Source organism: Micromonospora sp. NBC_00858 (assembly GCF_045207365.1).
Lineage (GTDB): Bacteria > Actinomycetota > Actinomycetes > Mycobacteriales > Micromonosporaceae > Micromonospora.
Genome location: NZ_CP108828.1, coordinates 4,423,733 through 4,441,252 on the forward strand (window position 1 = coordinate 4,423,733; position 17,520 = coordinate 4,441,252).

The following is a 17,520-nucleotide window of genomic DNA, read 5'->3' on the forward strand; positions in this document are numbered from 1 at the left end:
GCTGCAACCGTTCGCTACGGTCAGGTCGCGCTGTGAGGCTGTCCGGCGCACCAGGTCGCGAGAGCTTCCTCTGTATAGGGGAGATTGCACTCTCCGATGGCTCGCGGCATCATCGCGCCCTGCCTCAGCAGACTGGCACCAATGACGACCCGAACAACCTCCTGCTGCAGAGGTGAGAGATCATCGAATGCGGTGCCGTCCCGAAGCGGACCGCCGGGAAAGGCCAGGCCGAGCAATAGCCGCAGTGCCAGGAAGTCATGCCGGTGCGGGTCTGGAACCCGCATCCGCTCCAGCAGCAGTCCAGCGAGCTGTGGCACCGAGTTCGCGGTGAGACCGCCGAGGGCCGAGGCGACGGCATTGGCCATCGCGCCGGCCTGCGACTCCCAATCCTGAACCGGCTCCATCAAGCAGTCGGCAAGTTCGGCCAGAAGCGCCGTGTCGGGTGCCGGGAGGAGCCGCACCAAGCCGATCAGCGCCGCCCGGTGGAGAAGCCGGTCGGAGTTGCCACGCCATTGGCGTACCGCATCCACGATGGCACCGTCGGAGGGTTGGCCGGCGAGGCCGGCCGCGATGCACATCTCGGCGGCTACGGCCGGGTCGGTCTCGACTGGGAGCCGTTGGGCCAGAACGGGTGACATGGTTGCCCACTCCTGCGGGAACGCGGCGAGCAGATACGCCATCCCGAGCCGAAGGTCAGGGTCGGGATCCTGCAGGACCTGCAGGTACGTGGGGAGACCGGCCCGCACCGCCTCATACGCTGAGGCGTGGCAGGGATCGGTGACCGGGCGTTGAAATCCGCCATGCCTGCGCCACTCCGGCGACCTGGACAACCACCAGTCCGAGCGCTGCGATGCGAGGTCGCTGAGACTCGGAACGTCGGACGCCGGCCTCGGCGATTCGTACAGCTCGACACAATCGAGGATCGTCCGCAGGAGGCGGTAGGCCACCAGCCGATCCGGTGCCTCCTGGTCGGCAAGCAGATCGATCAGGTACGGCGCTGCGGCGGCAGCCGGCTCCTCCACCAAGCCTTGGTGCTGGAGATGGTCTTCGAGCTGCTCTTCCGCCTCGCCCCGCGCCGCTGGGTCGTGAGTTCGAAGCGTCTGCAACAGCCTTGGCACATCCGAGGCGGGTCCGTACGGACCTTGCAGCGATTCCCAGTCGACGGCGCGCAGGTAGTCATTCACGGCCGGCAAAGTAGCATCGCGGACCGACCGCCCGGCTGATCGAGAACCGCCAGCTGTGCCAACCCGCGTGCCCGCGCCGGGTGGGTCGTCACTCGCCCGCTGACCGTTGCTGTACTTCGCTGCTGTACGGGCAGCAAAAAGGCCACCCCCAATGAATGGGGATGGCCTTTGACCTGCGTGGGCGATGCTGGTATCGAACCAGCGACCTCTTCGGTGTGAACGAAGCGCTCTCCCACTGAGCTAATCGCCCTCAGCGCCGATGACTCTACCCGATCGTGGAACCAGACCGGAAATCCGGGGTCAGTGCGTCGCGAGGTAGTGCATCGCCTTCGCCACCACGTCGATGCCGAGGCTGTACTTGAGCGACAGCCAGACCACCACGCCCACGAAGACCAGGCCGACAGAGCCGAGCACGATGCGCACAAGCAGTGACTGTCGCCTCACCCACTGCGTCCAGCCGTGCACGTGTCGGCGGGTGAAGCCGAGCAGCCGGCGGGCCCAGTGGTACTCGACGGCCCAGATGCCCAGCCCGGCGATGACCAGCAGCCAGCCCGGCCCGGGGAGCGGAATGAGGGCGATGCCGATCGTCACCACCAGCGCACCGGCGATCGCGATGAAGACCTTGAGGGCGATCCGGCCGGTGGGGTTGGCCCGGATCAGGTCGAGGGTGGTCGAGATTCGCCCCCGCCAGCGCGGGTGCCGCGGCGGGTCCGCCACGACGATGACGCCACCGGCACCACGACCCGCACCGCCATGACCCGCACCACCGCCGCTGGCACGATCCGCGCCATCGCCGGACTGGTCAGCACCGCCATCACCGGCGCGCGCGCCACCGCCGGTCCGTCCCGCGTCGGACCCCGGCCGACCGGACCACTCGGGCTGCTTCCTCGGCACTCCGTACCCCCGCTTTTCGGCTGCTCGGACCGCGACGTTCGGTGGGCCGGACGCCGCAGCCGGATCCACTGAGGATCGGTTCGTAACCATTTCACCCCCCAGTGTCGCTCGGGCCCGTCACTGCAACGGTCGACTGGACGTTACCGGAGTAAGTCGACGACTGAACCACCCGATGCCGGGCGGGATCACGCACTGGGCAGAACCGGAAATCCTACATGAATCCTCGCATTCACGAGGCGTTTCCGTCCCCCTTCCCACCACTGGGTGAAGTCAGCGTATGGCGGAGCGTAGCCAGGAGTAGCACCTGAGTATGGGAAAAGCGGGACACGCGCGTTCCGCAGCGGTGCCGGGGGGAGAACGTCCATGAGTGTCATTCGACCGACGACCGTAGAGGTCGAGACGTCGCTAAGGCTCGTCGCGCCTGACGCCACCGCATTGCCGGTGCGTGCCAGTCTGCGTTACGACCCTGCTGACCCGTATGCGGTCCATGTCCTGTTTCATGCCGAATCGGCTGGTGGCGAGGCAGTGAGCTGGTCCTTTGCTCGCGAACTGCTGGTCACCGGCCTGGACGAGCCAGCCGGAATCGGGGATGTGCGGGTCTGGCCCTGGGCCACCCCGCGCGGCGACTTCGTCGCGCTGGCCCTCTCGTCACCGGACGGCAACGCCCTCTTCGAGGTGCCGCGCAGCGTCCTGGTGCGTTTCCTTCGACGGACCTACGTCGTCGTCCCGCGCGGTCGGGAGGCCGAGCACCTGGACGTCGACACGGCGGTGAACCGGCTGCTCGCCGGTCGCTGACCACCGCCCGAACGGGCAACACCGGCCATCACGGGGCCGCGCGGATCTGCCGACCGCGCGGCTCCGGCACACCCGGGGGTACGCGGGCCTGCCCGCCCCGGGTCGGCCGGTGCCTCAGCCGTGCGTGGTGATGCCGCCGTCGACCGGGATGACCGCGCCGGTGAGGTACGCGCCAGCCCGCGAGGACAGATAGATGGCCGTGCCGGCCATGTCCTCCGGGCGGCCGATGCGACCCAGCGGCACCTGCTGCTCGATGGTGGCCCGGCTCGTCGGGTCGTTCAGCGCGAACGCCATCATCTTGCTCTCGAACGGGCCGGGCGCGATCGCGTTGACGGTGATCTGCTCGCCGGCCAGTTGGTGGGCAAGGCTGCGGGTGAGCATGTGCACGGCCGCCTTGGTGGCCGAGTACGCGTACACCTCCATCCACGGCACCCGGACGCCGTCGATCGACCCGATGTTGATCACGCGAGCTGGGTCGTCGGCGCTGGCGGCGGCACGCAGCGCCGGCAGCAGCGCGGTGGTCAGCCGGAAGACGGCCTTGACGTTGACCGCCCAGAGCTTGTCGAACGCGGCCTCCGGGTAGTTCTCCAGCGGCGCACCCCAGGTCGCGCCGGCGTTGTTGACCAGCACGTCGAGGCGGGGGAAGCGCTCCCGCACGGCGGCGGCCAGCCCCTCGGCGCCGGCGTCCTCGCTGAGGTCGGCCGGGATGGCCTCGCAGCGGCCCTCGGCGGAGAGCTCCTTGGCGACCGCCTCGCAGACGTCCGCCTTGCGGGACGAGATGATCACCTGCGCGCCGGCCCGGACGAAGCCCTGGGCGATCATCAGACCGATCCCCCGCGACCCGCCGGTGACCAGGACCGTCTTGCCTTCGACCGAGAACAGCTGCGTCATGCCCATCCCATCGCGAGTCGGCGAGGTCCGCCGGCTCGGCGCGCGACCGGCGGGGCGCCGGGCGGGCCGAAACCGGACGGCGCTACCGCCGGGTAACGTAGCCCGGCCGTCGGGACCGCGACAACCCCGTGGCGGCGCGCCGGGTCCGGTGCGGCGGGCATCATCGGCCGGGGGATGCGGTGACCTGCGGTTCGGGCTACCGTCGCAGGCGATGGTCTCCACCGGTCCCTTCACCGCGCCACCGATCGGAACGGCTCGACCCGTACCCGACGAGATGGCCACGTTCGCGCTCGCCGACCTGGCCGGCGACCGTGACTGGCGTCGGCCCGTGCTCGTCGAGCGGGAGCTGTTGATCCTCACCACCCGTGGGCATGGGGACGCCGAGCTGGACTTCCACCTGCTGCCGTGCCGACCGGGCACGCTGCTGCGGGTCCACGCCGGCCAGGTGCTGCGCTGCGCCGGTCCGCAGTTCGACGCCACCGTGGTCGGCTGGGACGCCCAGGCGCTCAGCGGCTTCGACGTCGACCCGGACGCGCCGACCTGGCGGCAGTTGGCCGGTGAGGACGAGGACGCCGTCATCAGCGAGGTGAGTCAGCTCGCGGTGGACTGCCAGCGGCATGGCGACAGCTCCGCCGCCCGCGCCCTGCTCCGCCACCAACTCGCCGTACTGCTGCTGCGCCTGACCCTGCCCGGGGCGGACCGGTCTCCACCCCGACCCGAGGCGGAGACGTTCCAGCGGTTCTGCCGGGCGGTGGAGCACGACTACCAGCACACCCGGCGGGTGGAGGACTATGCCGCCAGCCTCGGCTGCTCGGTGCGGACCCTGACCCGCGCCTGCCTGGCCGTCACCGGGCGCAGCGCCAAACAGGTCATCGACGAGCGGGTCGCGTTGCAGGCCGGGCGCCTGCTCGCCGCCACCGATGAGCCGATCGCCCGGATCGGCCGGGATCTCGGTTTCTCCGAGCCCACCAACTTCGGCCGCTTCTTCACCCGGGAGGTCGGGGTCAGCCCCGGCGCGTTCCGGGCCGCCCGGGAGCAACCGGCCGTCCGGGTGGTCCGGCCCCGCCCGCCCGTCGAGGCGGCGAGCGCCAACGGAGGGCGGTTCCGACCCGGCAACCCCGGCGAACCGGCCAACGGCGGTCACGCCATCCGACCCTGGTAGCCCGCCAGACCAGACAGCGGCGGCGGCCGGGCATGATGGCAGGGTGCAGATCTCCGCGCGCGGTGACTACGCGGTACGGGCGGCGCTCAGCCTCGCCACCGCGTACCCCTCGCTGCTGTCCACCCAGGCCATCGCTGCGGAGCAGGACATGCCCCGCAAGTTCCTGGAGGCGGTCCTGGCCGATCTGCGCCGGGCCGGCGTCGTCCGCGCCCAGCGCGGCGCCGAGGGTGGCTACACGCTCGCCCGCCCGCCGCGGGAGGTGACCGTCGGCGCGGTGCTGCGCGCCGTGGAGGGCCCGCTGGCCGGGGTACGCGGCCTGCGCCCGGAGGAGACCCGGTACGAGGGCTCGGCGGAGAACCTGCCCGGCCTGTGGGTGGCGGTGCGCGCCGCCGTGCGGCGGGTGGTCGACGAGGTGAGCCTCGCCGAGATCGTCAGTGGCCGGCTGCCAGCCCACGTCCGCAAGCTCACCGCCCTGCCCGACGCCTGGGAGCCACGCTGATGTCCACTCCGACCCTGCACACCGATCGCCTGCTGCTGGAGCCCTACCGGCCGGCCGACGCCGAGGGTTTCGTCACGTTGCTCGCCGACCCCGAGGTGGGCCGGTTCATGGGCGACGGGCCGATGACCGTGACGGACGCCGCCGACCTGTTCGGACGGGTGTTCAGCCGGGTCTACGCCGACGACCTCTTCGACGTGTGGGCGGTCCGCCGGGACGGCCGCTACGTCGGGCACGCCGAGATCAAGCGGACCGACGACATCGACGGCCACGAGATCGTCTACGCCCTGGCGACGTCGGCATGGGGCGGCGGGCTGGGCACCGAGCTGGCCACGGCCGTGATCCGGTACGGCTTCGAACGCCTCGACCTGACCCGGGTGTACGCGACGGTCTCCGACGCCAACCACGCCTCGCTCGGGCTGCTGGCCAAACTTGGCTTCGTCCACGAGCGCGACATGGCCGAGGAAGATGGCAGCGTCACCCGGGTCCTCGCCCTGGACCGGGAGACCGTACCGGCCTGAGCCCGAGTCGGGTCACCGGATGCTGATCACCTCCGTCGCGTCCAGCCGGGGCAGGCGGTCGTGCCAGGCGTCGGGGCCGGGGCGGCCCACGTTCATCAGCAGCAGCGTCTCGTGCCGGCCGTCCGGGAAGAACTCCCGGGTCACACCAGCCGCGTCGAACCCGGCCATCGGGCCGGCGGCGAGCCCGGCCGCGCGTACGCCCACCAGCAGGTAGCCGATCTGGAGGGTCGCGTTGAGCCGTGCCTGCTCGGCCCGCGCCGCCCGGTCGGTCAACCAGTCCCGGGCCTGCGGGCGGTGCGGGAACAGCTCGGGCAGCCGATTGTGGAAGTCCACGTCGGCGGCGAGCACGGCCACCAGCGGGGCGGTGGCCGTCTTCGCCCGGTTGCCCGACGAGAGGTACGGCAGCAGCCGGGCCCGGGCCGCCGCCGAGCGGAGCAGCAGCACCCGCAGCGGCTGGCCGTTGAACGCGGTCGGCCCGTACCGGATCAGGTCGTGGATCGCCGTGACCTGGGCGTCGGTGACCGGCTCGTCGGTGAACGTGTTGGCCGTGCGGGCCGCCCGGAACAGCAGGTCCTGGGCGGCCCGGTCCAGCGCTAGCAGGTCGGTCTGGGCCGGTGCAGTCACGCCGGCACTCCATTTAGCTGCGTGCCGGCGCGACGCGACGCGCTGCTGTGCCCAATGGTTCGCTCGCTGCGCTCGCTCACGCCGGCACCGGCGGAACGGCCGTGGTGTAGCCGCCCTGGTGGTGCACCAGTGGCGGGCCGTCGCCGCCGTCGCCCAGCGCCAGCGGTTCGGCGATCACGAGCGTGTGGTCACCGGCCGGCACCCGGTGCACCACCCGGCAGAGCAGCCGGGCCAGCACTCCGGTCAGCAGCGGCACCCCGAACGGCCCGGCCGTCCAGTCCGGGTACGCGGCGAACCGGTCGATGCCGCTGGTGGCGAAGACCCGAGCGGCCTCCCGCTGCCCGGCGGCCAGCAGGTGTGCCGCGACGTGCTCGGCCCGGGCCAGCACCGGCCAGCTCGACGAGTCGACCCCGAGGCAGAACGAGACCAGCGGCGGGTCCAGCGACACCGAGGTGAACGAGGTGGCGGTGAACCCGGCCCGGATCGGCGCGCCGATCCCGCCCAGGCAGGCCGGGTCGGTGGCCCGCGCCACCGCGGTGACCACGGTGACGCTGGTGGCCTGCCGACGCAGCAACGCGCGGAACAGGTCCCGGTCCACCGGCCGCAACTCGGCGGCGTCCGTCTGCGGACGTTCCACGGTGGTCACGCCAGCACCAGCGCCGGCGTGGCGTACGAGCTGGCCGGCCGGGGCAGGCCGTAGTGCTCGCGCAGGGTTCGGCCGGTGTACTCGCTGCGGAACAGGCGACGGGCGCGCAGCACCGGCACCACGTGGTCGACGAAGTCGGCCAGCCCGCCGGGCAGGTGCGGCGGCATGATGTTGAAGCCGTCCGCGGCGCCCCGGGTGAACCACAGCTCGATCTGGTCGGCGATCTGCTCCGGGGTGCCGGCGACCACCCGGTGGCCCCGGCCAGCACCGAGCCGGCCGATCAGCTGCCGGATGGTGAGCTGTTCGCGGCGGGCCAGCTCGGTGACGAGCTGATAGCGGCTCTGGTGGGCCTGCACGGTGTCGGCGTCCGGCAGCTCCGGCAGCGGCCCGTCCAGCGGCAGGCCGGTCAGGTCGATGCCGAGCATGCCGGAGAGCTGGGCGAGGGCGTAGTCGGGGACGATCAGCTCCTCCAGTTCGGCGGCGAGCGCCCGCGCCTCGGCCTCGGTGCCGCCGATCACCGGCGCGATGCCGGGCAGGACCTTCACGAGGTCGGGGTCCCGGCCGGCGGCGGTGACCTGCCGCCGCAGCTCGGCGTAGAAGCTCTGGCCGTCGGCGAGGGTCTGCTGGGCGGTGAAAACCGCTTCGGCGTACCGGGCGGCGAATCCGATCCCGTCCGGTGACGAGCCGGCCTGCACCAGCAGCGGCCGTCCCTGCGGCCCACGGGGGATGTTCAGCGGACCACGGACCTGGAACTCCGGTCCGCGATGGGCCACCTCGTGCACCCGGTCGGTGTCGGCGATTACCCCGGCCGCAGTGTCGAAGACCAGCGCGTCGTCCTCCCAGCTGTCCCAGAGCTTGATCGCCACGTCGACGAACTCGGCGGCCCGCCGGTACCGGTCGGCGTGTGCGGGGTGGCTGTCCCGGTTGAAGTTGACCGCCTCGCGCTCCTGGGCGGAGGTGACGATGTTCCAGCCGGCCCGACCGCTGCTGAGGTGGTCCAATGAGGCGAACTTGCGGGCGATGTGGAACGGCTCGTTGTAGGTGGTGGAGACGGTCGCGATGAGACCGATGTGTTCGGTCACCGCGGCCAGCGAGGCGAGCAGGGTCAGCGGTTCGAAGACGCTGTGGATGTTGTGCCGGGGGTTCGGCCCGACCGAGAGCCCGTCGGCGAGGAAGAGCGAGTCGAGGGTGCCACGCTCGGCGATGCGGGCCAGTTCCTGGAAATGCCGCACGTCGGTCACCCGGCGCGGGTCGGTGCGGGGGTGCCGCCAGGCGGCCTCGTGGTGGCCGACGCCCATCAGGAACGCGTTGAGGTGCAGGGTACGAGTCATTGGAATCTGTCCTATCCGGCGGAGACGTCGACGCGCCAGGTGGAGAAGCGGCGTTCCAGGGCGACGAGGAGCTGGTTGACGACCAGACCGATGGCGGAGATCGTGATGATCCCGGAGTACATGTCGGGGATCGCGAAGTTGTACTGCGCGTAGTTGATGAGGTAGCCAAGGCCGGCCTTCGCGCCGACCATCTCGGCCGCGACCAGCACCAGGATCGAGTACGCCCCGGCCAGCCGGATGCCGGTGAAGATGGTCGGCACCGCAGCCGGCAGGATCACCTTCTGGAACAGCCGCAGGTGGTTGAGCCCCATCGAGCGGGCCGACCGGATCAGCAGCGGGTCGACGCCCTTCACCCCGGCGATGGTGTTCAGCAGGATCGGCCAGGAGCAGGCGTACAGCACCAACGCGATCTTGGAGGTCTCCCCCAGGCCAAGGATGAGCACGAAGACCGGTAGCAGCGCCAGCGCGGCGGTGTTGCGGAACACCTCCAGCAGCGGGCTGAGCAGCTCGGCGAGCGGCCGGTACCAGCCGATCAGCAGCCCGAGCGGGATGGCGGTGAGCACGGCCAGGCCGAGCCCAGCCAGCGACCGGGTCAGGCTCGCCCCGACGTGCTCGGCGAGCTGCCCGCTGCGCAGCAGCTCCCACCAGGCCACCAGCACCTCGGACAGCGGGGGCAGGAAGACCCGGTCCACCAGCCCGAGCCGGGGTGCGCCCTCCCAGATCGCGGCCAGCGCGGCAATCGCGACGGTGCGGTGCAGCACCCTCCCGCCCGTGCCGAGCAGCCGACCGGCCAGGCCGGGCGGGGCGGGATCGGCCGCCGCGCCGGGCACGGCGGGTGGCGCCTCCAGCCGGGTTGGACGTTCGGCGATGTCAACCAACGCGGGCCTCCTCGGTACGGGTCGCCGCCGGCGCCGCACGCTGCGCGTCGGCTCCGGCCATGGCAGGGGTACGACCACCGGCTGCTCCGGTGTGGGCAGTGCGGCTGGCGGCGGCGCCTTCGGCGGCCTGGGCGGTGCGGCTGGCGGCGGCGCCTTCGGCGGCCTGGGCGGCGCGCACCTCGTCGCGTAGCAGCGTCCAGATCTGGTGCCGGTGGTGGCGGAACGCGTCGGTGGAGCGGACGTCCTCGACGGCGTCCCGGTCGCCGAGGTCGATGTCGATGACCTCCTTGACCCGCCCGGGCCGGGAGGTCAGCACCGCCACCCGCTGGCCGAGGTGCACGGCCTCGTCGATGCCGTGGGTGATGAACACGATGGTCTTGCCGGTGCGGGCCCAGATCCGCACCAGTTCGTCCTGCAACGAGTCGCGGGTCTGCGCGTCCAGCGCGGCGAACGGCTCGTCCATCAGCAGCACGTCCGGGTCGTAGGCGAGGCTGCGGGCGATGGCGACGCGCTGCTTCATTCCGCCGGACAGCTCGTGCGGGTAGCGGTCGGCGAAGCCGCGCAGGCCCACCAGGTCCAGGTGGTGGTCGATCAGGTCGGCGCGTTCGGCCCGGGGCACCCCCTTGGCCTCCAGCCCGAACGCGACGTTGCCGGCGGCGGTGCGCCAGGGCAGCAGCGCGTACTGCTGGAAGACGATGCCCCGGTCCAGGCCGGGGCCGGTGACCGGCCGGCCGTCGACCAGCACCTGCCCGCCGGTCGGCGCGGTGAGCCCGCCGAGCAGGTCGAGCAGGGTGGACTTGCCGCAGCCGCTCGGGCCGACGACGACCAGGAACTCGCCGGGGCGTACCCCGAGGGTCACCCGGTCCAGCGCGGTGACCGCGCCCGCGGTGCCACGCCGGGTGGCGCGGACCGGGAAGGTCTTGCTCACCTGGTCGAAGAGGATCTTGTCGGTGCTCACGCGCCGCCCCCGTCCACGAAGGGGTTGAAGCGGTTGGTGTAGATGTCGGCGGGCTTCGGCCGGTCGCCCTTGAGCTCGCCCTCGGCGGCGAGCCAGTCGATCCAGGTGCCGAACTCCTGCTCGCCGATCACCCCGCCGCGACCGGCGACGCCGCTGCTCTTCCAGTACGCGACCAGCGACGGGTCCTCGTTGCGGCCACGCTTGGCGATGATGTCCCGCATCCGGGCGACCACGGTCTCCCGCGGCTGGGTGCGGGCCCACTCGATGGCCTTGCCGACCCCGGTGACGAACGCCTTGACGGTGTCCGGGTTGCGCTTGATGAAGTCGTCACGGAAGACGTAGGTGCCGGCGCTGAACGCGCCGAGCAGTTCGTGGTCGGTGAAGACGGTACGGATGCCGCCACTGGCGATCGCCTTGTCCCGGATCACCCCGCCGAGCACCGCGACGTCGATCTGCTTCTGGCGCAGCGACTGTTCGGTGTTGACCGGCGGCAGGGCGACCAGCTCGACCTGCTTGATCTCGGCCGGGGTGAGCCCGCCGCGGGCGAGCCATGTCTTCAGCACCGCCTCGGCGTGCGCGCCGAGGGTGTTCATGCCGACCTTCTTGCCGATCAGGTCGCGGGGGCCGCGGATCGGGCTGTCGTCGAGCACGTAGTAGCCCTGGAAGCTCTGGGCGTCGGAGCCGTAGTAGCTGACCACGGCGGTGATCGGGGCGTTGGCTGCGGCGAGCTTGACGATGGCGCCGTTGAACGCGCCGCCGAAGTCGCTCTGCCCGGTGGCGGTGGCCTGGATGTCCTGCGGGCCACCGGTGACGTTGCCGATCCAGTTGAGCCGGACGTCGCCGAGGTAGCCGAGGTCGGCGGCGAGTTCGGGGAGGGTGACCTGGCCGACCGAGCCCTGGTAGCGCAGCTCGGTGGCCTGTCCGGCGCCGGCCTCGGCGTCGCCACCGCAGCCGGCGGTGCCGGTGACCAGGGCCAGTACGGCGGTGGTGGCGAGGGTACGCAGGACGGCACGACGGGGTGGGGACATGAGGAGTCTCCTGATCTGTCCACGATGGGAGCGCAGGACGCCCAGGTGATGGGCGCGAAGGCACGCTGCTCCGCGTTGAGCGCGGGCGGTGGGAGTGCGGTGCTGGAGCCGAGCCGGATGAACCGGTCAGCTCAACAGAGCGCGCTCGCGTGCCGGACCAGGTCGACGTGCACGCGAGCGGTGAGGAGAAGCTCATCCCGCTGCGACATGACCCCATGCTGCCGGCGGTGGGATCGACCGGTCAACGGTCTTCCAGAAGGTGAGATTTATGTCCCTGACTATGTTACGAGCCGCCTCCACCAGCGTTTACCGCCCGGCAACACCTATCTGTTGGATAGAGATTTGTGGCGCGTGCGGTCCACTGTCCAGACCGGACCCGAAGAGGGTTTCAGAAGTCGCCGGTTCGGGCATGTTCGATCTCGACACGGCAGGGAACGGTGACGAAGGGAGTCCTCCGATGGGCCTCATGTTTCGCAAGCGCAAGAAGTACGGTCCGATCATCCTGAACTTCACCGAGAACGGTTTCTCCTCCTGGAGCATCAAGATCGGGCGCTGGTCCTGGAACTCGAAGGCCAAGGCGCACCGGGTCGACCTGCCGGGTCCGCTGTCCTGGAAGCAGGACAAGTCCCGGTCGTAGCATCCCGGGAGTCGAGCGGGGTGCCGGTGAATCACCGGCACCCCGCTCGGCGTCTGTGGGCCGGGTGACTGGGTCCGCGCGCCGCGCTCAGCCCCGTACAGTGATGATCTCGTCGCCGGCCAGCCGGCCGGCCTCGCGTTCGCGGCGCACGTCGCCCGCCTCAAGCAGGGCGGTGAGCGCCCGGTTGGCGTCGGCGGCCCGGTAGACGGTGGTGGTGAGGGTGTGCCGGCGTAGTTCGGTGACCGGTCGCGACCCGCCCCGGCGCAGCTCGGCCAGCAGCTCCCGGGCCAGCGCCTCGGGGTTGGGATCGCCGGCCACATCGACCGGCACCCCCGCCGGGTCTGCCGGGTCGCGGTAGCGCACGTCGAGATCCGCGCCGATCGCCCAGAGCGCGTCGCGGACCGCCTCCAGGCTCCGGTCCGAGCGGCTGCCGAACGCGATCACGCCGGCCGCCTCGTCGTCCGGGAGCACCGGCACCACCTCGGCGACCAGCGGGAAGCCGGCAGCGATGAGGGCGTCGCGGGTGCCGCTCCCGGCGTGCAGCAGCACCTCGCCAGCGCGGCCGTTGCTCGTGGCGGTGAGCAGCTCCGGAGTCGCGGCGCCGGGCAGGTCCACGAAGGAGAACAGCGGAGAGCCGGCCGCGCCGGCCGCCTTCACGGCGACCGGCAGCCGGTCCGGAACACCGGGCAGCAGGTGGACGGTGACCTCGGCGGGCAACTCCGCCTCGACCGGGCCGAGCCGGGCCGGCAGGTCAGCCGCCCCGTCGGCCAGCACCAGCACGGTCACCCGCCGGCCCCGCACCTGGTCGGCGTGCCCGGCGATCACCCGCAGCGCGGCCTCCGCGCCGCCGCCCTCGTCGGCGCCCGCCCACGCCAGGGCGACGGTGGCCCGCCGGGAGCGTTGCAGGGCCGCGGGCAGCCAGGTCGTCAACTGGCGGACCAGCAGCTCGCGAAGGAAGTCGGTGGTCCGGTTGGTCGGCATCGGTCCGTTCTACCGTATGGCCGGTCAGGCCGGGACGGAGATCCCCACCCCGCCCCGGGTCTGCCCGCCGTAGCGCTGCCGCTCGGCGGCCAGGTCGAGCCGGCCGATCCGCTTGCGCGCGGCCAGCGCGGCGTCGTCGAGCCGGTCGGCCGGGACCAGCCAGACGATCTCGAACTCCAGGCCGTCCGGGTCCTGCCCGTAGAGGCTCTTGGTGGTGCCGTGGTCGGAGGTGCCGACCAGCGCGCCGGCGGCGGTGAGCCGCTCGGCGGTGGCGGCCAGCTCGTCGAGGGTGTCCACCTCCCAGGCCAGGTGGTACAGCCCGACGGTGGCCCGACCGGCGGTCGACCGTCCGGCGCCAGCGCCGATCTCGAACAGGCCGAGGTCGTGGTCGTTGGTCGAGTCGGGGGCCTGGAGGAAGGTGGCGCCCCGGAAGCCGTCCGGAGTCATCGCCACCGGGCGGAAGCCCAGCACGTCGCGGTAGAAGGCGACGCTGCGGGCGAGGTCACTGACGTAGAGAACCGCGTGGTTGAGCCGGTGGATACCCATGACCCCAGGCTAGCGCGGTTTAGTTGAGCGTTCAACTATCTCGGGTATGATGACGGTCATGACCCGCTGGCTGGACTCCGACGAGCAGCGCACCTGGCGGGCGTACCTCACCGCCTCCCGGGCGCTGATGGACACGCTCGACCGCGAGCTGCAACGTGACGCCGGCATGCCGCACGCCTACTACGAGATCTTGGTCCGGCTCTCCGAGGCCCCCGACCGCCAGCTGCGGATGAGCGATCTGGCCGAGGTGACCGGATCGTCGCGCAGCCGCCTTTCGCACGCCGTGGCCCGGCTGGAGTCGGCCGGCTGGGTGCGCCGCGAGGAGTGCCCCACGGACCGGCGCGGGCAGGTCGCGCTGCTCACCGACGCCGGTTTCGCCACCCTCGCCGCCGCCGCACCCGGCCACGTCGAGGGGGTACGCCGACATCTGTTCGACGCGTTGAGCCCGGCCCAGGTCGACCAGCTACGCCGGATCAGCGAGACGCTGGCCGAGCACCTGACCGGATCCTGACCGATCGACACCGGCGCGGGACTTGTACTTACCGTCGTCAAATGAGCACGATGGGGCGTGTCCTCCGGCTTCGGCGAACTGACTGATCAGGCGCACCACCTCGTGTCCGCCGGTGACCTGGCCGGCGCGCAGCGGCTGCTCTCCGACGCGCTCACCGACGCCGACCCCCGCCCGGCCAACGCCAGCCCCGATCTGGCCGAGGCGGCCAGCCTCCAGGCACGCGTGCTGGTCGCCCTCGGCGAGCCGCACTCCGCGCGGGGCTGGGCCGCCTTCGCGTACGCGGCCACCAACCGACTGCACGGCCGCACCGACCCCCGCACGGTGGCCGCCGCGGCGACCCTGGCCGCGGTGCTGCACCGGGTCGGCAGCCACTCCCGTGCCGCTCGGCTCTACCAGGAAGTCATCATCGAGCTGACGGCGCAGGACGGCCCCGAGTCGCTGCGGGTGCTCGCCGCCCATGCCGACCTGGCCACCGTCGAGTACGCCCGCGGCCAGTGCACGGTGGCCCGCGACCGGCTCCAGGACGCCTGGGAGCTGCACCGCGAGGTGTACGGCGACGGCCATCCCAGCGGCATCAAGATGCTGGCCCGGCTCGGCGCGATGCAGCGAGACTGTGGGCAGTTCGCCGAGGCACACGACAATCTGGCGCTGGCCCGTGAGCTGTGCCGGCAGCACCTGGCCGCCAACGACCCGCTGGCCTTGCAGGTGGCGGCACTGGCCCGCGCGGCGGCCAACCCCGACCACGTGTGCGCCGACGACCCGCCCACCGCCCCGGACACCCCGGCGGTGCCGGCCGCCCGCACCCCGCCGCACAGCGACGGGCGGGTCGGGTCCGGCTACCACCCGCCGGAGCCCTCGCCGCACCACTCCGGCCCGGCGTCCACCGACGCTGCCGTGACCGGCGGTGGGGCCACGGCCGGCGGCGGCGCCCTTGCCGGCGGCGCGGCGGCCGGAGGCGGACCCGTGGCCAGCGGCGGTGCGGCGGCCGGCGGCGGGGCCGTCGCGGGCGGCGGTGCGGTGCCGAATCCCCGTGTGCCGGCCGACGAACCCGGTGGGCCGGCGGGCTCATGGTGGCCACCCGGTCCGACCAACGAGTCCACGCCCCACCCCACCGACCCGCCGGTGCCCCCGTCGGTAGTCGGCCTCGCTGGCGGCGGGGAAGAGGCGTCGGGGGTGTACCGGCTGCACCGACCCGGCGCGCCGTCCGAGCCGGGTCCGCCGACCGAGCCGTACACGTCGACCGAGCCGTACACATCGGCCGAGCCGTACACGCCGTCCCAGCCGTACAGGCCGGTCGAGCCGTACAGGCCGGTCGAGCCGTACACGCCGTCCCGATTGCTGCCGGTGCCCGTACACCGGGCACCGCCGCCGCAGCGCAACCGGTTGGTGCCGGTGCTGGTGGGCGGTGTGGTCGTGGTCCTGCTGGGCGCCGCGGCGGTGATCGCCGGGGTGGCCCGGGTCGGCGAGCGGGACGACCAGGTGCCCACGCCGGACACCGGCTCCCCCAGCGCCGGCCCGACCGGTACGGGCGCACCGGCCAGCGCCACACCGGCCACCACCAGCGCGGCGCCGCCCGGCGCGGCGCCGCCCGTAGCCGCACCCGGCACCCCACCGGGCACGGTGGCCCTGCGCGACAACCGGGACAACATCGCCCTGTCCTGGACCTACCCAGCCGGCGGCGAGGGGCCGGTGGTCGTCTCCGGCGGTCGGGTCGGTCAGGGCAAGAGCCCGTTCGCCACGCTGCCCGCCGGCGCCACCAGCTTCGTGGTCTACGCGCTGAGCCGCACCAACGACTACTGCTTCACGGTGGCCGTCGTCTGGTCCACCGACACCATCGCCAGCGCCGACGAGGTCTGTACCCGCCGCCGCTGAACATGGTGAGCCGGAGCGTGGTGGCGGCTCGTCACGGGGTGTCGGCGGTCGGCTCGGTTGGCAACGCCGGCAGCAGCAGGCAGACCCGTAGCCCGCGCTGGTTGTCGGCGTCCGTCAGCGTGATGCTGCCACCGGCCCGGCGGACCAGCTCCCACACGATGGCCAGGCCCAGGCCGGCCCCGCCGTCGTCACGGGCCCGCCCGTCGTCCAGCCGGGTGAACCGGCCGAAGACCCGACCCCGGTCGGCCACCGGAATCCCCGGGCCGTCGTCAGTCACCGTCACCAGGTGGTACGCCGCCTCCCGGTGTTGCACCGACGTCGCCTCGGCCGCGAGCAGGACGCTGCCCTGCGCGTGCCGGACCGCGTTGTCGACCAGGTTGGCCAGCACCCGGCGCAGCTCGTCGGCGTTCCCGGCGGTCCACAGCGGGCCGGGTGGCGGCACCACCCGCACCGGCGGCGACGGATACCGGGCGGCGACCTCGCTCAGCAGGGCTCCCAGCTCCACCGGCCCGGTCCCCCGGACCGGTGGTGTCTCGTCCAGGCGAGCCAGCAGCAGCAGGTCGTCGACCAGCCGGCTCAGCCGGTCGGTGTCGGCGAGCAGGTTGGCGGTCACCGCCGTCCAGTCCGTCTGACCGGCGAGGCGCTGAGCCACCTCCAGCTCGGTCCGGATGTTGGTCAGTGGGCTGCGCAGCTCGTGCGCCGCATCGGAGACGAACGCCCGCTGCCGAATCCGGGCGGACTCCAACCGGTCCAGCATCCCGTTGAGGGTGACCGCCAACCGGTGGATCTCGTCCGCTGAGGCGGGCACCGGCAGTCGGCCGGTCCCGGCCCGCCCGGTGATCTCCTCGGCACCCTGGCGCAACGCCTCCACCGGCCGCAGGGTCGCGCCCACCACTCGCCAGGCCACCCCGGCCAGCACGGCCACCAGCAGCGGGAACGCCACCAGCAGGATGGTGCGGACCACGTGCATGCTGTGCCGCACGTCGGCCATCGAACGGGCGACCAGCACGGTCAGCGGGTCGTCTGCGGTCCCGGCGGGAACGGTGACCACCCGGACCGGGCCGGCGAGGCCGACCCGCTCCGCCGACACCTCCAGCCGCTGCCGGCGGTCGCGCTCCAACCGCTCCGGGCGGACCATCGGTACCAGCCGGTCGGCGTCGATCGAGGCGGCCCGGACCCGCCCCTGCGCGTCGACCACCTGGACGCGGACCTGCCCGCCGGCCACCGGCAGTGGATCGGGCAACGCGTCCTCGGCGGCGAGCAGGGCGACCGCGTCGGCGGTCCGGAACGCCTCGGTGTCCACGGTGCGCTGGAGGACGAAGCCGAGCGCCCCGAGCAGCACCACCCCGCCGAGGGCCAGCCCGACGGTGAGGCCGAACGCCCCGATCGCCATGAGCCGGGCCCGCAGCCCGAGCACCGGCAGCCGGCCGCGCCAAGGCCTGCCGGCAGTCGTCGGGCCCGCGGCGGTCGGGGGGCCCGCGGGCGTCGGGGGGCCGGCGGAAGTCGTCGGGCCGGCGGCGGGCGGCGGGGTGTTCGCGGGAGTGGGCGACACCCCGGCGGTCAGG

At 72.6% G+C, this 17,520-nt stretch carries 20 protein-coding genes and 1 tRNA gene; 7 read left to right on the forward strand and 14 right to left on the reverse strand.

Annotated features, from left to right (window positions below):
* Positions 1-20: 20 nt before the first annotated feature.
* The 3 genes from OG990_RS20545 to OG990_RS20555 form a co-directional block, all read right to left on the reverse strand.
* Positions 21-1,184 carry a hypothetical protein gene (locus tag OG990_RS20545; protein ID WP_406076829.1) on the reverse strand — a complete coding sequence of 388 codons (1,164 nt, stop codon included), beginning with the start codon at positions 1,182-1,184 and terminating at the stop codon, positions 21-23.
* A gap of 178 nt (positions 1,185-1,362) precedes the next feature.
* A tRNA-Val gene (locus OG990_RS20550) sits at positions 1,363-1,434 on the reverse strand.
* Positions 1,435-1,484: 50 nt separating this feature from the next.
* Complete coding sequence (locus OG990_RS20555; protein ID WP_406076830.1) at positions 1,485-2,168, reverse strand: TIGR02611 family protein; 684 nt, start codon at positions 2,166-2,168, stop codon at positions 1,485-1,487.
* A 273-nt stretch (positions 2,169-2,441) separates the two neighbouring features.
* Here OG990_RS20555 and OG990_RS20560 point away from each other — a divergent pair, with 273 nt between their 5' ends.
* Complete coding sequence (locus tag OG990_RS20560; protein WP_007457244.1) at positions 2,442-2,873, forward strand: SsgA family sporulation/cell division regulator; 432 nt, start codon at positions 2,442-2,444, stop codon at positions 2,871-2,873.
* A gap of 114 nt (positions 2,874-2,987) precedes the next feature.
* On the opposite strand, the gene OG990_RS20565 is transcribed toward OG990_RS20560, so the two are convergent.
* Positions 2,988-3,764, reverse strand: a complete 777-nt coding sequence (locus OG990_RS20565) for a glucose 1-dehydrogenase (RefSeq protein WP_406076832.1) — start codon at positions 3,762-3,764, stop codon at positions 2,988-2,990.
* 211 nt (positions 3,765-3,975) lie between these two features.
* On the opposite strand from OG990_RS20565, the gene OG990_RS20570 reads away from it, so the two are divergent.
* Genes OG990_RS20570 through OG990_RS20580 form a run of 3 tightly spaced genes read left to right on the forward strand, consistent with a single transcriptional unit; the run spans position 3,976 to position 5,943 of the window.
* The gene (locus OG990_RS20570; protein ID WP_406076834.1) at positions 3,976-4,926 is read left to right on the forward strand and encodes a helix-turn-helix transcriptional regulator; all 951 of its coding nucleotides are present in this window, start codon (positions 3,976-3,978) and stop codon (positions 4,924-4,926) included.
* Between the two features lie 43 nt (positions 4,927-4,969).
* The gene (locus OG990_RS20575; protein ID WP_210785538.1) at positions 4,970-5,425 is read left to right on the forward strand and encodes an Rrf2 family transcriptional regulator; all 456 of its coding nucleotides are present in this window, start codon (positions 4,970-4,972) and stop codon (positions 5,423-5,425) included.
* Complete coding sequence (locus tag OG990_RS20580) at positions 5,425-5,943, forward strand: GNAT family N-acetyltransferase (protein ID WP_406076836.1); 519 nt, start codon at positions 5,425-5,427, stop codon at positions 5,941-5,943. The genes OG990_RS20575 and OG990_RS20580 overlap by 1 nt, the downstream gene beginning before the upstream one ends.
* Before the next feature lie 12 nt (positions 5,944-5,955).
* Here OG990_RS20580 and OG990_RS20585 read toward each other — a convergent pair whose 3' ends face one another.
* The 7 genes from OG990_RS20585 to OG990_RS20615 all read right to left on the reverse strand — a co-directional run bounded on the left by OG990_RS20585 (position 5,956) and on the right by OG990_RS20615 (position 11,617).
* A complete protein-coding gene (locus tag OG990_RS20585) occupies positions 5,956-6,567 on the reverse strand; it encodes a malonic semialdehyde reductase (RefSeq protein WP_406076837.1) in 612 nt (203 codons plus the stop codon).
* Positions 6,568-6,643: 76 nt separating this feature from the next.
* Positions 6,644-7,213, reverse strand: a complete 570-nt coding sequence (locus OG990_RS20590; RefSeq protein ID WP_406076838.1) for a flavin reductase family protein — start codon at positions 7,211-7,213, stop codon at positions 6,644-6,646.
* A complete protein-coding gene (locus OG990_RS20595) occupies positions 7,210-8,544 on the reverse strand; it encodes an LLM class flavin-dependent oxidoreductase (protein WP_406076840.1) in 1,335 nt (444 codons plus the stop codon). Before OG990_RS20595 ends, OG990_RS20590 begins: the two co-directional genes overlap by 4 nt.
* A gap of 11 nt (positions 8,545-8,555) precedes the next feature.
* Positions 8,556-9,422 carry an ABC transporter permease gene (locus tag OG990_RS20600; protein WP_406076841.1) on the reverse strand — a complete coding sequence of 289 codons (867 nt, stop codon included), beginning with the start codon at positions 9,420-9,422 and terminating at the stop codon, positions 8,556-8,558.
* Complete coding sequence (locus OG990_RS20605) at positions 9,415-10,380, reverse strand: ABC transporter ATP-binding protein (protein ID WP_406076843.1); 966 nt, start codon at positions 10,378-10,380, stop codon at positions 9,415-9,417. The genes OG990_RS20600 and OG990_RS20605 overlap by 8 nt, the downstream gene beginning before the upstream one ends.
* On the reverse strand, positions 10,377-11,408 hold the full coding sequence (locus tag OG990_RS20610) for an ABC transporter substrate-binding protein (protein ID WP_406076844.1): 1,032 nt from the start codon (positions 11,406-11,408) through the stop codon (positions 10,377-10,379). Before OG990_RS20610 ends, OG990_RS20605 begins: the two co-directional genes overlap by 4 nt.
* A gap of 131 nt (positions 11,409-11,539) precedes the next feature.
* The gene (locus tag OG990_RS20615; RefSeq protein WP_349881247.1) at positions 11,540-11,617 is read right to left on the reverse strand and encodes a putative leader peptide; all 78 of its coding nucleotides are present in this window, start codon (positions 11,615-11,617) and stop codon (positions 11,540-11,542) included.
* Between the two features lie 248 nt (positions 11,618-11,865).
* Between OG990_RS20615 and OG990_RS20620 the strand changes: the two genes are divergently transcribed.
* The gene (locus tag OG990_RS20620) at positions 11,866-12,045 is read left to right on the forward strand and encodes a DUF4236 domain-containing protein (protein WP_053653605.1); all 180 of its coding nucleotides are present in this window, start codon (positions 11,866-11,868) and stop codon (positions 12,043-12,045) included.
* Positions 12,046-12,132: 87 nt separating this feature from the next.
* Here the strand turns inward: OG990_RS20620 and OG990_RS20625 are convergent, their stop codons facing one another.
* Both OG990_RS20625 and OG990_RS20630 read right to left on the reverse strand, forming a co-directional pair.
* Positions 12,133-13,026: a hypothetical protein gene (locus tag OG990_RS20625; RefSeq protein WP_406076847.1), complete on the reverse strand. Its 894-nt coding sequence runs from the start codon at positions 13,024-13,026 to the stop codon at positions 12,133-12,135.
* A gap of 24 nt (positions 13,027-13,050) precedes the next feature.
* Positions 13,051-13,572, reverse strand: coding sequence for a VOC family protein (locus tag OG990_RS20630; RefSeq protein ID WP_252416419.1), 522 nt, complete (start codon positions 13,570-13,572; stop codon positions 13,051-13,053).
* A 49-nt stretch (positions 13,573-13,621) separates the two neighbouring features.
* Here OG990_RS20630 and OG990_RS20635 point away from each other — a divergent pair, with 49 nt between their 5' ends.
* Together OG990_RS20635 and OG990_RS20640 are read left to right on the forward strand one after the other, a co-directional pair.
* On the forward strand, positions 13,622-14,083 hold the full coding sequence (locus tag OG990_RS20635; RefSeq protein WP_406081829.1) for a MarR family winged helix-turn-helix transcriptional regulator: 462 nt from the start codon (positions 13,622-13,624) through the stop codon (positions 14,081-14,083).
* 57 nt (positions 14,084-14,140) lie between these two features.
* Complete coding sequence (locus OG990_RS20640) at positions 14,141-15,955, forward strand: tetratricopeptide repeat protein (protein ID WP_406076849.1); 1,815 nt, start codon at positions 14,141-14,143, stop codon at positions 15,953-15,955.
* Between the two features lie 31 nt (positions 15,956-15,986).
* Here OG990_RS20640 and OG990_RS20645 read toward each other — a convergent pair whose 3' ends face one another.
* The gene (locus OG990_RS20645) at positions 15,987-17,348 is read right to left on the reverse strand and encodes an ATP-binding protein (protein WP_328426403.1); all 1,362 of its coding nucleotides are present in this window, start codon (positions 17,346-17,348) and stop codon (positions 15,987-15,989) included.
* Positions 17,349-17,520: the final 172 nt, after the last annotated feature.